The organism is Amycolatopsis sp. VC5-11, from assembly GCF_037034185.1.
GTDB classification, from domain to species: domain Bacteria; phylum Actinomycetota; class Actinomycetes; order Mycobacteriales; family Pseudonocardiaceae; genus Amycolatopsis; species Amycolatopsis nivea.
The window spans coordinates 11,042-24,683 of sequence record NZ_JBAGKF010000021.1 but is presented as its reverse complement, the minus strand read 5'-3'; the positions used below and the strand labels follow the sequence as shown (position 1 = coordinate 24,683).

15 protein-coding genes are annotated in these 13,642 nt (G+C 71.2%); 7 read left to right on the top strand and 8 right to left on the bottom strand.

What is annotated here, in order from left to right; all coding sequences use genetic code 11:
* Positions 1 to 55 precede the first annotated feature (55 nt).
* Both nusA and rimP read right to left on the bottom strand, forming a co-directional pair.
* On the bottom strand, positions 56 to 1,114 hold the full coding sequence (gene nusA / locus WA670_RS38580) for a transcription termination factor NusA (protein WP_037812537.1): 1,059 nt from the start codon (positions 1,112 to 1,114) through the stop codon (positions 56 to 58).
* Positions 1,111 to 1,629, bottom strand: a complete 519-nt coding sequence (gene rimP / locus WA670_RS38575; RefSeq protein ID WP_037812539.1) for a ribosome maturation factor RimP — start codon at positions 1,627 to 1,629, stop codon at positions 1,111 to 1,113. Before rimP ends, nusA begins: the two co-directional genes overlap by 4 nt.
* Positions 1,630 to 1,740: 111 nt before the next feature.
* Here rimP and WA670_RS38570 point away from each other — a divergent pair, with 111 nt between their 5' ends.
* Entirely contained in the window at positions 1,741 to 2,661 is a 921-nt protein-coding gene (locus WA670_RS38570) for a ferritin-like domain-containing protein (protein WP_043830290.1), read from the top strand.
* A 51-nt stretch (positions 2,662 to 2,712) separates the two neighbouring features.
* On the opposite strand, the gene WA670_RS38565 is transcribed toward WA670_RS38570, so the two are convergent.
* Genes WA670_RS38565 through WA670_RS38545 form a run of 5 tightly spaced genes read right to left on the bottom strand, consistent with a single transcriptional unit; the run spans position 2,713 to position 7,322 of the window.
* Positions 2,713 to 3,378, bottom strand: a complete 666-nt coding sequence (locus WA670_RS38565; RefSeq protein WP_107051038.1) for a hypothetical protein — start codon at positions 3,376 to 3,378, stop codon at positions 2,713 to 2,715.
* Between the two features lie 32 nt (positions 3,379 to 3,410).
* A complete protein-coding gene (locus WA670_RS38560; RefSeq protein WP_275294337.1) occupies positions 3,411 to 4,433 on the bottom strand; it encodes an aminotransferase class V-fold PLP-dependent enzyme in 1,023 nt (340 codons plus the stop codon).
* A gap of 10 nt (positions 4,434 to 4,443) precedes the next feature.
* Positions 4,444 to 5,208, bottom strand: a complete 765-nt coding sequence (locus WA670_RS38555; RefSeq protein WP_336161098.1) for an isocitrate lyase/PEP mutase family protein — start codon at positions 5,206 to 5,208, stop codon at positions 4,444 to 4,446.
* A gap of 48 nt (positions 5,209 to 5,256) precedes the next feature.
* Positions 5,257 to 5,886, bottom strand: coding sequence for a GPP34 family phosphoprotein (locus WA670_RS38550; RefSeq protein WP_336161097.1), 630 nt, complete (start codon positions 5,884 to 5,886; stop codon positions 5,257 to 5,259).
* Positions 5,883 to 7,322 carry an ArnT family glycosyltransferase gene (locus WA670_RS38545; protein ID WP_336161096.1) on the bottom strand — a complete coding sequence of 480 codons (1,440 nt, stop codon included), beginning with the start codon at positions 7,320 to 7,322 and terminating at the stop codon, positions 5,883 to 5,885. The genes WA670_RS38550 and WA670_RS38545 overlap by 4 nt, the downstream gene beginning before the upstream one ends.
* A gap of 168 nt (positions 7,323 to 7,490) precedes the next feature.
* Between WA670_RS38545 and WA670_RS38540 the strand changes: the two genes are divergently transcribed.
* Together WA670_RS38540 and WA670_RS38535 are read left to right on the top strand one after the other, a co-directional pair.
* On the top strand, positions 7,491 to 8,702 hold the full coding sequence (locus tag WA670_RS38540; RefSeq protein ID WP_134666705.1) for a sensor histidine kinase: 1,212 nt from the start codon (positions 7,491 to 7,493) through the stop codon (positions 8,700 to 8,702).
* Positions 8,699 to 9,349, top strand: coding sequence for a response regulator (locus WA670_RS38535; RefSeq protein ID WP_134666707.1), 651 nt, complete (start codon positions 8,699 to 8,701; stop codon positions 9,347 to 9,349). The genes WA670_RS38540 and WA670_RS38535 overlap by 4 nt, the downstream gene beginning before the upstream one ends.
* Here WA670_RS38535 and WA670_RS38530 read toward each other — a convergent pair whose 3' ends face one another.
* On the bottom strand, positions 9,350 to 10,027 hold the full coding sequence (locus WA670_RS38530) for an IclR family transcriptional regulator (protein ID WP_037812547.1): 678 nt from the start codon (positions 10,025 to 10,027) through the stop codon (positions 9,350 to 9,352).
* Between the two features lie 117 nt (positions 10,028 to 10,144).
* Between WA670_RS38530 and WA670_RS38525 the strand changes: the two genes are divergently transcribed.
* The 4 genes from WA670_RS38525 to WA670_RS38510 are packed head-to-tail and all read left to right on the top strand — an operon-like array spanning position 10,145 to position 13,608.
* Positions 10,145 to 10,564: a nuclear transport factor 2 family protein gene (locus WA670_RS38525; RefSeq protein ID WP_336161095.1), complete on the top strand. Its 420-nt coding sequence runs from the start codon at positions 10,145 to 10,147 to the stop codon at positions 10,562 to 10,564.
* Positions 10,565 to 10,587: 23 nt separating this feature from the next.
* Complete coding sequence (locus tag WA670_RS38520; protein WP_037812551.1) at positions 10,588 to 11,421, top strand: SDR family NAD(P)-dependent oxidoreductase; 834 nt, start codon at positions 10,588 to 10,590, stop codon at positions 11,419 to 11,421.
* Positions 11,414 to 12,208 (top strand): SDR family NAD(P)-dependent oxidoreductase, encoded by a 795-nt coding sequence (locus WA670_RS38515; RefSeq protein ID WP_336161094.1) that lies wholly within the window; start codon positions 11,414 to 11,416, stop codon positions 12,206 to 12,208. Before WA670_RS38520 ends, WA670_RS38515 begins: the two co-directional genes overlap by 8 nt.
* Positions 12,205 to 13,608, top strand: a complete 1,404-nt coding sequence (locus WA670_RS38510) for an FAD-dependent oxidoreductase (RefSeq protein WP_336161093.1) — start codon at positions 12,205 to 12,207, stop codon at positions 13,606 to 13,608. The genes WA670_RS38515 and WA670_RS38510 overlap by 4 nt, the downstream gene beginning before the upstream one ends.
* The last annotated feature ends 34 nt before the right edge of the window (positions 13,609 to 13,642 follow it).

Here is a 13,642-nt window from a genome sequence, read left to right as displayed (position 1 = left end):
TCCCCAGTGGCCCTTCGCGGGACTTGAACCGTTGTCGAGTCTAGCGCCTGCACCTTCAGTCGGCCGAACCGGTCGCCGCGGCGGGCCGCGCCTGGCCGGCGTGGTCTTGCTCACCCTGCGCCGGACCGGCCGGCTCGGCGGGGGCCGCGTCGCTGCGGATGTCGATCCGCCAGCCGGTGAGCCGGGCGGCGAGGCGGGCGTTCTGGCCCTCCTTGCCGATCGCCAGCGACAGCTGGAAGTCCGGCACGACGACCCTCGCCGTCTTGGCGCGCTCGTCCACGACACGTACCGAAACAACCTTCGCCGGCGACAATGCATTCCCGACGAACCTGGCCGGGTCGTCGGACCAGTCGATGATGTCGATCTTCTCGCCGGCCAGCTCGCTCATCACGTTGCGCACGCGCGCGCCCATCGGGCCGATGCAGGCGCCCTTGGCGTTGACGCCCGGGATGGTGGAGCGCACCGCGATCTTCGACCGGTGCCCCGGTTCGCGGGCGACCGCGGCGATCTCGACGGTGCCGTCGGCGATCTCCGGGACCTCCAGCGCGAACAGCTTGCGCACCAGGTTCGGGTGCGAGCGCGACAGCATGATCTGCGGGCCGCGGTTGCTGCGCGACACCCCGAACACGAACGCCTTGATCCGGGTGCCGTGCTCGTAGGACTCCCCCGCGACCTGTTCGGCCTGCGGCAGCACGCCCTCGGTGTCGCCGACCTGGATCACGACCATGCCGCGGGCGTTGGCGCGCGCGTCGCGCTGCACCACCCCGGCCACGATCTCGCCCTCCTTGGCGGAGAACTCGCCGTAGGTCTTCTCGTGCTCGGCGTCGCGCAGCCGCTGCAGGATGACCTGGCGCGCGGTGGTGGCGGCGATCCGGCCGAAGCCCTCGGGCGTGTCGTCCCATTCCTCGTCGACCTCGCCCTCGGACGTGAGGGTGTGCGCGAGGACGCGGACGAGGCCGGTCTTGCGGTCGATGTCGATGCGGGCGTGCGGCTGGTGGCCCTCGGTGTGCTTGTACGCGGTGAGCAGCGCGGTCTCGATGGCCTCGATGACCGTGTCGAAGGGGATGTCCTTGTCCCGTTCGATCGCCCGCAGCGCGGCGATGTCCACGTTCACTTCGACTCCTCCTTCTTCTCGTTCTCGTCCGCGGTCAGGGTTTTCAGGTCTTCGGCGGGCGGTTGCTTGAATTCGACTTCCACCACGGCCTTCGCGACGGACTGGTAGTGCACGTCCTTGATCCGGCCGTCGGCGAGCACGCGCACGCTCTTCTCGCCCGCGTGGCCGACGCGGCCGAGGTAGGCCGAACCCTCGACGGGCGTGATCTTGACGAGGCGGAACCGGGCGCGCCGCCAGTGCCGGCGCTGGGTGAGCGGCCGGTCGAGGCCGGGCGAGGTGACCTCGAGCGTGTAGGCGCTCGCCAGCACGTGCTCGTTCTCGTCGAGTGCGGCCGAGACGGTGCGGCTGACCTCGGCGACCTCGTCCAGGCCGACGCCGTCGTCGGAGTCGACGACCACCTTCACCAGCTGTCGCCTTCCGGCTTGCTGCACCTCGAGCGAGTCGAGGTCGAAACCCGCGGTCGTGACGGCTTCGGCCACGATCGGCTCCAGCCGGCTGGCGAGTTCGTTGGGCACGTGGAGCACTCCTGTTCGGCCTGTTGGTCGGTGAAGGTCAAGCTTATCCTGCGCCCCCGCGAAGACGCGCGAGCGGCGGCGCACCCGGGCGGCCTGGCAGGATGGGCCGACGTGACCGCAGACCTTTCCCGGCGCGCCGTGCTGCGTCTGGGCGCGCTGAGCGCCACTGTCGCCGCGGCTGTGCCGCTCGCCGCCTGCTCCGGCGGCTACGACGACGCCCCCGATCCCCTGGCCCCGCTGCTGGCGACGGCCGAGGCGGACGCCGCCGCGGCCAGGAAGCTGCCCGCGGGCGGCGACGCGGCCGGACAGGTCGCCGACGCCAGAGCCGCGCAGGCGGCCGCGCTGAAGACCGAGGTGGACCGGCTGAACCGGCCGAAGAAGGCGGCGGACGTCCCCGCCGCGCCGGCTGATCTCGCCGGGTTCAAGGACCGGCTCGCCGCCGCGCGCAAGCAGGCGGAGGACCTGGTGCCCGCGCTGCCTGCGTACCGGGCCGGGCTCGTCGCGTCGGTGGCCGCCGGCTGCGCCGGGCTGCAGCGGGTCGCGCCGGAACTCGGACCGGGGGCCGACGCGAAGGCCGCGGCCGCGCCGTCGTCGGTGCCGAAGGAAGCGGTGGATCCGCTGCAGAAGGCGCTGGCGGCCGAGCACGCGTCGCTGTGGGTGTACGGGTTGGTGACGGCGTTCCTGCCGGGTGATTTCGGGGAAGCGGTGAAGGCCGGGCGCGCGGAACACACCGCGCGGCGGGACGTGGTCACGCAGATGATCACGTCGGTGTCGGCGACGCCGGTGGCTCCTGAAGCGGCGTACGTGCCGCCTAAGCCGGTTACCGACACCGCTTCGGCGGCTGCGCTGGTGGCGAGCGCGGAGGCGGACACGGCGGCGGCTTGGCTTGCCGTGCTTACGCATACCGACGATTCGGGGCTGCGCGGGATGGCTTTGCAGGCGGTGATCGCGGCGGCTCGGCGTGGGATGCCCTGGCGGCAGGAGGCGGGCCTGAAGCCTGCTGCCGTTGCCCTCCCCGGGCAGCCCTCCTAGCACAAGCGCGCAGGCCGGGCCGAACCCGAGCCTGCGCGCTTCACGGGAAGCTCAGCGGAGCTTCCCGGACAGCTTCAACGCGTTCTTCGCGATCCGGTTGAGCAGCTGCTTGTCGTGGTGGCCGTAGTAGAAGTCGGTCAGCACGATCGTCACCTCGGCTCCGGTGGCCTTCGACTCGTACTCCGCCTCGTTGCCGCTCAGTTTCGGGGCGTCGGTGTCGTGGAAGGTGCCGTCGCGGACCAGGTCGCTCACGTTGCCGGTGCCGTCGCGGTCGGTGAGCTGTTTCAGCTCGGTCGCCTTCGCCGCGTCCGGCATCGTCACCAGCACCACCGACACCAGCGCCTTCGCGTCCCCGGACTGCACCGTGTACAGCGCCCGCGCCAAGGACTTGCACTGGTTGTCCTGGAAGAACTTCTTCGCGCCCGAGTACGCGTTGGCGGCGCAGTCGGTCGCCTTGACCGGGCCTTCGGCCAGTTTGTAGTCGAACGCGGGCTTCGCCGTGGTCGCCGGGGGTTCGGCGACCGGCTCGTCCGGCGTGCTGTCGTGCCGGATCAGGTACCAGACGAGCCCGGCCACGACGGCGATCGCCACGAGCCCGGCGCCGCGCAGCAGGAGGGCGCGGTTGCGCGACGGCCCGGGCGGCGGACCCGGCTGCGCGGGCACGGCCGGGATCGGGGCCGTGTCCGAGGGTCCGGGGGTGAAGTGCGGATGGGACACGCGAACACCGTAGTTCACCGCCCGTACGGCCTTCAGCCAGACGCTGCGCCCAGGGCGTCCAGCACGCGTTCGACGTCGTCAGGGCCGTTGTAGAGGTGGAAACCGACCCGTACCCGCCCGTTGCGGACGCTCGCGACGATTCCGGCTTCGGCGATCCGCGCGGGATCGGCTTCCAGCGCCACGATCGCGCTCCCCTGCGGCTCCAGCCCGGCCGCGGTGCGCAGGGAATCGGCCAGTCCGGCGTTGTGGTCGCGCACCGCGGCGAGGTCCAGTGACGCGAAGTAGTCGAACGCTTCCGCGGCGCCGACGTGCGACAGCCACACCGGCGAAAGGTCGAATCCGCGCGCGTTTCCGGCCAGGCGCAGTGGCATTCCGTATACCGAGGACCACGGATCGTCGCCGGCGTACCAGTTCGCGGCGACCGGGCGGGTCCGTTCGTGCGCCCGCGGGTGCACCGCGAGCCAGGCGCACCCGCGTGGCGAGAACAGCCATTTGTAGCCCGCGCAGACGATCCAGTCCGCCCACGCGACGTCCAGCGGCAGCCAGCCCGCGGCTTGCGTGACGTCGATCATGACCGGCACGCCCGCGGCTTCGGAGGCGGCCCGCAGCGCGGCGGTGTCGAGGAGCGCGCCGTCGGCGGACTGCGCGAGGCTGACCGCGACGAGGTCGTGGCCTTCGACGTGCTGCGCCAGCTTGGCGAGCGGCGCTTCGGTGACGTTCGCCCGCTGCGCGAACGGGAACGTCACGCTGGTGAACTCGCCCTCGGCGACCAGGACGCGGGCGTCCGGGGCCAGTCCGCCCGCGACGTTCGCCGCCAGCTGCGACACCGACGCGCCGATCGCCACCCGGTCCGCCGGGACCCCGGCGAGCCGCGCGAATCCGGCGCGGGAGCGGGAGACCGCCTCGTCGAAGTCCGACGGGGTGTCCTTGCCGGTGCGCCACCGGCTGACCGCGGCCTCGACCGCGTCGGCGACCGGGGTCGGCGGGATTCCGATGCTGGGGGTGTTGAGGTATCCGGCGGGGACAGCGAAGTCGGTGTTTCCTCCGAAGATCATGTCCCCCAGATTACGGGAGCAATGCGGTGATTTCGCCGTACGAAGGCGGCTTCATCGGCAGTTCGGTCCCTTCCCACGCTGCGTCTACTGTGGACAGTGCGGCGGAAAGTGCTACCCGGTAGGGAGTTGAGCCGAGACTGACCCGCGCCACGCCGAGGGAGGCCAATTCGGAGAAAGTGGCTTTCCCGGGCAGGTGCAGGAGGTTCACCGGCACCTCGACCGCTTCGACGAGCTCCGCCACGTCCGCTGGCTCGTGCAGGCCGGGGACGAAGACGCAGTCCGCACCGGCGTCGGCGTACGCGCGGACCCGGGTGATGGCGTCCGCGACCGGGCCGACGTCGAGCCAATGCGTGTCGGTGCGGGCGTTGAGGAACATGCCCGGGACGCGTTCGCGCACCTTGGCCAGCAGCGCGGCCTGGACGACGATCGGAGCGAGCGCGTCGGCTCGGCCGTCTTCCAGGTTGATGCCGACTACTCCCGCGTCGGCGAGTTCCGCGACGAGGTCCGCTACTTCCTCGGGATCGGTGCTGAAGCCGTCGGCGAGGTCGACGCTGACCAGGATGTCCAGCGGTGCCAGCGATTTCGCCAGCGCGACGGTCGCTGCGCGGGATTCCGGGGCCCCGTCGGCGAGCCCGGCGGCGGCCGAGACGCCGAGGCTGGTGGTGCCGACCGCCGGGTGTCCCGCGGCGGCGAGGGCGGCGGCGAAGCCGAACTCCCAGACGTTCGGCAGCAACAGCGGACGGCCCGGGACGTGCAACGCGGCGAAGGAGGTCATGTCCGCCACGGTACGACGTCCACGCTTCGGCGGCGGCCGAACTGTCGGTCAGCCGCCGGAACCGCCGGAGAACGCCGCGATCCGGGCCGCCCGGCGACCCGCGACCGCCTTTCGCAATGCCGGAAGCACTGGTCCCGCGAGCTTCTCCAACTCCTTCAGCCGGTCCGCGTGGCGACGCGCGTCCGAGCGGGACATCCCGGCTCCGGACGCAGCGGCGAGGGACGCCAGCGCCGCGGCGGAAGCGTCCACTTCGGACAGCGGCGCGGTCAAAGCGTGGTCGAGCTGTGCGTGCGCGTCGCGTACCCGCGCCGGGTCGGCGGACACCAAGACCTTGCGATGCAGGATCGAACTGCTGCCCTCTTCGAGCAGACCCGCCGCGGAGAGTTGCGTTTCCAGCGACTGCAACGTGTCGTTCCTGCCGCGGCGCAGCAATGCGCGCCACGACGCGGGGCTGTGCGTGCGGAGGTCGGCGAGCAGGTCGTCGAGCAGGAGGTCGCCGGTCGGGGCGGCGGCGGTCGGTTCGGCGTGGCCGCGCTGATCACGGAGGTTGCCGCGCAGCACCAGGTCGGTCACCGCGGCCGCGCGGACCAGCAGGGCCGCGTTGGAGCGGCGGGAGACCGGGCCGCCGTCCGGGTCGCAGGCGAGGAAATACGCTCGCGCGGGCAAGGAGTCGCTCATTGTTTCTTCACCTCTGGCCAGATCGTTTCCCAGGATTGCTTTCGCCCGGTGTACAGCCACATCAGCCCGGGCACCACTTCAGTCACCGAAGAGAAGTACGGCCGCAGCAACGCCGGGTCGAAGCCCGCGAAAAGCACGTTGCGCGCGGAATCCGGCGGCCGGTCGAAGTACCAGTATCCTCGGTGTCCACTGTAGACATTCTTGATTCCGTACCGCGGGCCGTAGTACTCCACGGCCGCGGCGAAGGGGTAGATTTCCCCATATACGGCGGTTTCCCGGCGCACCGGCTCGGGCAGGGATCGATACGCCTGCCCGACCCCGTCCGCCAACTGCTGCTGCGCGGTCTCCCCGGCCGCGAATACAGTGCCGAGCGGAAACGGGCCAAACGAGGTGGCTTTCATCGAAGCTGGCCATACCGGCAGCCCGGCAATGGTGACCGCGGCCGAAAGCGTGAACACGATTCCGACCGGGATCTTCCACCAGCGCACCAGATTTCGCCGCGAAAGCTCCGTCGCGGCCGCGGCGAACGGCAGCGAATACAGGCTCATCAAGTAATACGAGCGGCCGTGCGTTCCGATGATCACCGCCACGACCAGCAGCAACGCCACCGCGAGGTACCGGTACGGCACCAGGTCCGGCGAACGGAACAGCCGCCACGTCCCGTACAGCAGAGCCAGCACGCCGATTCCCATTCCGGCCCCGAGCAAGCCGTCGCGCGCGAAGGTGAGGTAGCCGGGGAATTCGGCCGCGACGACCTCGCCCATCCGGGCGTAGGCCCAGCCGTGCGTGGCTTGCCAGAGGAACGTCGGCAGGGTCGCCACGACGGCGATCAGCGCGCCCAGCCACAGTTTCGGCCGGGACACCAGGTTGCGCGGCCCGAAGACGAGCGCGGACACCAGCACCGCGCCCCACAGCGCGGGGATCAGGAATTTCGTCTGCAGCGACACCGCGGTGACCACTCCGGCCCACACGAGCAGGCCGTCGCGCCGGGTCCGGGTCCAGCGCACCAGGAGGAACACCACGAGCGTCCAGAAGAACGGGTCCAAGGCGTAGGTGGCGACCCAGTGGCTGATGATGATCAGCCCCGAAGTCGCGTACGCCCCGGCCGCCATCGCCTGCGCTCCGCGACCGCCGCCGAGTTCGCGAGCAGTCAGCGCGGTCACGATCACCCCGGCGCCGGCCGCGAGCGCCATCGGCAGCCGCAGCGCGACCAGCGAACCGGGGAACCACTGGTCGAGCGTGCCGGCCAGCAGCGGGACGAGCGGCGGCTGGTCGAAATACCCCCAGGCCAGATGATCTCGACCGGCCACGAGGAAGTACAGCTCGTCGAAGCCGTGCGCGTACCGGGTGCTCGTCGCCGCCAGCAGCGCGACGGCACCCGCCGCGACCGCCAGCACCGGCAGCCGGGCGAACCGCGGGATTCCTTCGCTCGTCATGGCGTCGAGTCCACCGCGCCGGGCGGGTGCGGCGTAAGCGTGCTCGGTAGCTGCCCGCAGCGACGAAAGTGGATCGCTTCCGATCGAGCCGCAACTTTCGGCGGTAACCCGCCACCCGGGCGATGCGGATCCGGCGCGGCCGGGCAGGCGACCGGATACCGTGGCCGGGTGACCAGCACGTGCCGTCCCTGGCCGCGGTCGACCGACTGGTTCTGGCTGGCCGGCACCGCGCTGGTGTTCGCCTGCCTCGACTTCGGGCTTTTCCTCGCCGCCGGGCCTGCCACCGGCTTTCTCGGGCCGTACGCGACGCTCGTGCTGGAACTCGTCTGCGACGCGTCCCTGCTGCTCCTGGCGCGCTTCCCGAACGGCGTCGCCGGCCTGCTGATCGTGGCCTCGCTGGCGATGCTGGCGTCCGACCTCTTCTCCCCCGGCCTGCTCGTGCCCGTCCGCCAGCCGACGCTGATGACCGTCCCCACGATCACGCCGATCGTGCTGGCGCAGCTCGTGCGGCAACTGGACCGGCGGCGGCTGCTGTGGATCGCCGGGTTCCTGGCCCTGCTGGCGACGCGACCGTGGAATCCGGCTTGGAACACCACGCCGTTCGGACTGCTGAGCACCGCGCTGCCGGTGGCGATCTCGCTGTATTTCGAGGCGCGGCGGCAGCTGCTGAGTTCCTTGCGCGACCGGGCTGAGCGCGCGGAACGCGAGCAGCATCTGCTCGCCGAACAGGCGCTGGCGGCGGAGCGGCGACGGCTGGCGAGCGAGATGCACGACGTCGTCACGCACCGGTTGAGCCTGATGGTGCTGCACGCGGGCGCGCTCGGCGTGACGTCGCCGGATCCGTCGGTGAAGTCGGCCGCCGAGGACATCCGCCGCGAGGGGGCGCACGCGCTCGACGAACTGCGCGACCTGGTCGGCGTGCTGCGCAACGGCACCGGAATCGAACCGCCGGTGCCGAATCCGCCGCTGCCGGGCGAGGTGGCGGATCTGGTGGCCGAATCGGTGGCGGTCGGGATCGCGACCGAGCTTTCCGTGACCGGCGACCGGACCTCGGTGTCGCCGACCGTCGCGCGCACCGCGTACCGGGTGGTGCAGGAGGCGCTGACCAACATCCGCAAGCACGCGCCGGGCTGCTCGGCGACGGTTTCGCTGCGCTATCACCCGGGCGGGCTGGACGTGGCCGTCGCCAACACCCGCGCGACCCGGCCGCCGGACGCGGCGCTCGCGGGGAGCGGCTCCGGCGCGGGGCTGAGCGGGCTGCGCCAGCGGGTCGAACTCGTCGGCGGGACTTTCGAGGCGGGCCCGGTGCCCGGCGGCGGGTTCAAGATCGGTGCGATACTGCCCGCCTACGTCCCGACCACGGAAGGTGCTGCCCGGTGATCACGGTCGTGGTGGCCGACGACGAGCCGATGGTGTGCGCGCACCTGCGCACGATCCTCGGTTCGGCCGGCGACATCGAGGTAGTCGCACAGGCGCGGGACGGCGCCGAGGCGGTCGAGGAAGTGGTCCGGCACCGGCCCGCGGTGGTGCTGATGGACCTGCGGATGCCCGGCGTGGACGGGCTCGCCGCGATCGAGCGGATCTGCGCGCTGCCGGATCCGCCCGCGGTCGTCGCGCTGACGACGTTCGACGCGGACACCTACGTCATCCGGGCGCTCCGCGCGGGCGCGGCCGGGTTCCTGGTGAAGTCGACGCCGCCGGAGGACCTGATCGGCCTCGTTCGCGTCGCGGCGGACGGGCACACCGTGCTGTCGCCATCAGCCGCACGCCGGTTGGTCGCGCTGTCGTCGGACGGCCATCGTCGGGATGACGAAGCCCGCCGCCGCACTGCCGGGTTGACGGAGCGGGAGCGGGATGTGTTGGCATGCCTGGGAGAAGGACTGTCCAATGCGGACATCGCCGGGCGGCTGCACCTGGCGGAGGCGACGGTGAAGAGCTACGTGTCACGAATGCTCGTGAAACTCGGCTGCACCAACCGGACCCAGGCCGGGCTGCTCGCCCACGAAGCCGGGCTCGTCGGTCGTTAATTACTTCAGCATCGAGCCCAGCCGCTGCGCTGAAGCCACCACCAACCGGCCCAGTTCGTCCGGGTCCGGAGCTTCGAACAGAGACAGCCCGATGCTCGTGCCCGGTGCGTCCCGGCCGGTCGGCACCACCGCCGAGATCCCGGTGATCCCCGGCGCGATCTCCCCCACCGACACCGCGTAACCGCGTGACCGGGCGCGGGTGATCTCCTCGCGTTCGCCCTCGACCGGCGGTTCCGCCGCGAGCAGTGCGAGCCCGGCCGAGCCGCGGCCGATCGGGTCCAGCTGGCCGCTGCGGAACGACACGTGCATCCGCGCCTGCCGCGGTTCCACGATCATCAGCATCCGCACCTGCTCGGCGTTCTCGCGGACCACCAGGTGCGCCGACGCGCGGCCGGCGTCCGAAAGCTCCTCCAGCACCGGGCGCGCGAGCGTGCGCAGGTCCTGTTCCACCGGCTCGGCCAGGCGCACGAGGCCGGTGCCGAGCGAGATCCGCTTGAACCGGTCGCGCCGGCAGAGGTGGTGCGCCTCCAGCGTGCGGACCAGCCGGTGCGCGACCGTGCGGTGCACGCCGATCCCGTCGGCGATCTCGGTCATCGTGAGCCCCTGCGGGTGCTCCACCAGCAGCTCCAGCACCTGAAGCCCGTGGCTCAGCGTCTTCGACGTCCCCGATTCGGACACACGACTCCCTTGACGACAGCTTGTCCGGCGACCTACTGTTCCTACATATCGCACGGTGCGTGCGAATATAGCACGTTTGCCGTTCGAGGCAACCACCCCGCGGATCGAGGTTCGGACATGAGTGAAGTCCCCGTCGAGGACGTGCTGGCGGTGCATCAGCTCTACGGCCGCCAGAGCCACGCCATCGACTCCGGGCAGGCCGCGCGCTGGGCCGCCACGTTCACCCCGGACGGGGAGTTCGTCTCGCCCAGCTACCCGGAACCCGCCGCGGGCACGGCCGCGCTGACCGCGTTCGCCGAGCGGTTCCACACCGGGTGCGTCGAATCCGGCGAACGGCTGCGGCACGTGGTGTCCACCGTGGAGGTCCAGTTAGGACAGTCCGAGGACGCCCTGCGAGCGCTCGCCTATCTGCAGATCGTCGGGACCCCGGAAGGCGGTTCCCCGCGACTGCACCGGCTCACCGTGCTGGAGGACGAACTCGTGCGCACCGCGGAAGGCTGGCGCGTGCGCCGCCGCACCGTGCACCGCGAGCCCTGAGAAACAACGAGGAGAAAACCCAGATGACCACTCTCGAGCCCACCGGCCCCGGCCGGGTGCTGCACCAGCCCGCGACCGCGCGCTACCCGGAGATGCCGGGCAAGGTCGCCGTGGTCACTGGCGCGGCCCGCGGCATGGGCGCGCGCTTCGCCGCCGGTCTCGCCACGCGCGGGGTGCACGTGGTGGGCGGCGATCTCGACGCCGCCGCGATGACCGCCACCGCCGACGACCTCACCGTCGCGCTCGCTGCCGAGTCCATTGAGGACAAGCCGGGCCGGATCGTCGCGTCCGCTGTGGACGTCACCCGCGCCGAGGACCACGTCGCGCTCGCCCAGCGCGCGATCGACGAGTTCGGCCGCATCGACTTCTGGGTCAACAACGCCGGGATCTTCCCGTACGCCGAGGTTCCGGACATCACCCCGGAGCAGATCCGCTCGACGCTTTCGGTGAACGTCGAGGGCGTGCTGTTCGGCGCGCAGGCCGCGGCCGCGCGGATGGAACCGGGCAGCGCGATCGTCAACATGGCGTCGGTGTCCGCGGTCCGCGTGCGCAAGGGCCGCGCGGCGTACTGCAGCTCGAAGGCCGCGGTCGCGCACCTCACCGAATCGCTCGCGGTGGAACTCGGCGACCAGGGCATCCGGGTCAATGCCATCGCCCCGGGCTACATCGACACCGAAATGACCCGCTGGATCCAGGACGACGCGCCCGCGCTGGCGAAGGCGCTCGACGCGGTGCCGCTGCACCGGATCGGCTCGCCCGAAGAGGTGTGCGGCGTGCTGCTGTTCCTGCTTTCGGACAGCTCGCGGTACGTCACCGGGCACAGCCTCGCGGTCGACGGCGGCTCCCGGCATGTCTGACGCCACCGAAGCCGTGCGCTACCCGGACGTCGTGCTCGTGACGGGCGCGGCGAACGGGATGGGCGCGCAGCACGCCCGTGCGCTCGGCGAACGCGGCGTGCACGTCTGCGTCGCGGATTTCGCTGGTGCGGACGAAATCGCGGACGAGATCCGCGCGGCCGGCGGTGCGGCGACTCCGTACACCATGGACGTCGTCGAGCCGGCACAGTGGACTCGCATGCTCGACCGGATCCGCGCCGAGCACGGTTCGCTCGGCGGGCTCGTGAACAACGCCGGGATCTCGCGGCGGCTGGAATTCCAGGACACCACCGCCGAGGTGTGGGACCGGGTGCTGGCGGTGAACCTGTCCGGGCCGTTCCACGGGATGCGCGCGGCCGCCCCGCTGATGCGCGATTCGGGCGGCGGTTCGATCGTGAACATCTCGTCGGTCTCCGGCCAGATCGGCTACTTCTCCCCCGCCTACTCGGCGAGCAAATGGGGGTTGACCGGACTGTCGAAGTCCGCCGCGGGCAATTTCGCGAAGTGGCGGATCCGGGTCAACTCCGTCCACCCGGGACTGGTCGACACCGGGCTGCTGGCGGGCGCGGACGCGTTCGTCAAGTCCGCTGTGGACAGTGTGCCCGCCGGAAGGATGGCCGACCCCCGGGAAATCACCGACACGGTGCTGTTCCTGCTCTCGGACCGGTCCACCTACTTGACCGGAAGCGAGGTCACCGTGGACGGCGGTCTCGTCTCCAACGGTCTCTACCATCGCATTCTCGCCGAAACCGGAGGTGATCTCGGATGAGCGTCGACGCTGACGTCGTAGTGATCGGCGGTGGCGGCGCGGGCCTCGCCGCGGCGGTGTCCGCTGCCGAGCACGGGGCCTCGGTGATGCTGTTCGAGTCGGAGAAGGAACTCGGCGGCTCGACCCAGCTGTCCGCGGGCATGCTCACCGCCGCGGGCACGAGTGTCCAAAGTGCACTGGGCATCGAGGACACGCCGGAACGGTTCTTCCAGCACTACCTCGACCTCAACCAGTGGCAGCTGAAACCCGGACTGCTCAAGACTTTCTGCCGCGAGGCCGGTCCCGCGGTCGAGTGGCTGATCGGGCTCGGCGCGGAAATCCCGGCGAAGGTGTCGCACGACGCGCACACCCCGGGATTGACGCGCGCGGGCGTCGAGGACGTCTGGCGCGGGCATGTGCCGAAGGACCAGGGTTACGGCCTCGTCCAGGTGCTCGACCGCGCGCGTCGCAAGGCCGGTGCTGAAGCGGTGTTGAACACCCGGGTCGAACGACTGCTCGTGGAGGACGGCCGGGTCGCCGGTGTAGTCGCCGACGGCATCGAGGTCCGCGCGAACTCGGTGATCGTGACCAGCGGCGGGTTCGCCCAGGACCCCGCCCTGCGCTCGCGGTATTACCCGGACGCCGACGCGGCAGGCGAGGATCTGTTCGTCGTCGCCGCGCCCGGCTCCCGAGGCGACCACTTCGCGTTCGGCGAGCAGGTGTCCGCCTCGATCACCGGCGAAGGCTGGGGGCTGCTGCTGCCGACCGCGTACTTCCAGCGCCTGCACCACTGGCAGTCCGGTTTCCCGCCGCGCTCGCGCGTGCTGGTGAACGCGCACGGCCGCCGGTTCATGGACGAGGACGCGTCGTACGCGGTGTCCAGCGGCATCATCTCCGCGCAGGACGGTCCAGTGTGGATGGTCTTCGACGACCGAGCGCGCCGCGACCTCCCGCCGGGCTACGCGCATTGGAACGCCGACTACGTACTGTCCGAAGCGGACGCTGGCCGCACCCTGCGCGCCGACACGCTGGAGGAATTGGCGGGCAAGATGAACGTGCCCGCCGACGCTCTCCGGGCCACTGTGGACAGATGGAACGTCCAGCTCCCCACCGGCGAGGACCCGGAGTTCCTGCGGCACGAAACGCTGTCCGCCAAGGGCGCGGCCGAACCGCCCGCGAAAATCGCCACCGGACCGTTCTTCGCCGCGCGCACCCTGCCCGCCGAACTGGTCTGCACGCACGCCGGGCTGGAGATCGACTCCAGTGCCGCGGTACTCGATGTCCGCGGCGACCGCGTGCCCGGGCTGTTCGCCGCGGGCGAGGCCGGGGCCGGAGTGCTCGGCTTCCGCTACGTCGGCGGCGGCAACGCGGTCGCCAACGCCGTCACCATGGGCCGCATCGCCGGCCGCTCCGCCGCCTGATCCTTCAGAGTTACTGCTCACCGTCGAGGAGAAC

Bases quoted from the DNA above. Each gene is read 5' to 3' on its own strand.
- WA670_RS38550 (WP_336161097.1), bottom strand. From the start codon at position 5,886: ATGAGCGACTCCTTGCCCGCGCGAGCGTATTTCCTCGCCTGCGACCCG.
- WA670_RS38520 (WP_037812551.1), top strand. From the start codon at position 10,588: ATGACCACTCTCGAGCCCACCGGCCCCGGCCGGGTGCTGCACCAGCCC.
- WA670_RS38510 (WP_336161093.1), top strand. From the start codon at position 12,205: ATGAGCGTCGACGCTGACGTCGTAGTGATCGGCGGTGGCGGCGCGGGC.
- WA670_RS38515 (WP_336161094.1), top strand. From the start codon at position 11,414: ATGTCTGACGCCACCGAAGCCGTGCGCTACCCGGACGTCGTGCTCGTG.
- WA670_RS38555 (WP_336161098.1), bottom strand. From the start codon at position 5,208: ATGACCTCCTTCGCCGCGTTGCACGTCCCGGGCCGTCCGCTGTTGCTG.
- WA670_RS38545 (WP_336161096.1), bottom strand. From the start codon at position 7,322: ATGACGAGCGAAGGAATCCCGCGGTTCGCCCGGCTGCCGGTGCTGGCG.
- WA670_RS38525 (WP_336161095.1), top strand. From the start codon at position 10,145: ATGAGTGAAGTCCCCGTCGAGGACGTGCTGGCGGTGCATCAGCTCTAC.
- WA670_RS38560 (WP_275294337.1), bottom strand. From the start codon at position 4,433: ATGATCTTCGGAGGAAACACCGACTTCGCTGTCCCCGCCGGATACCTC.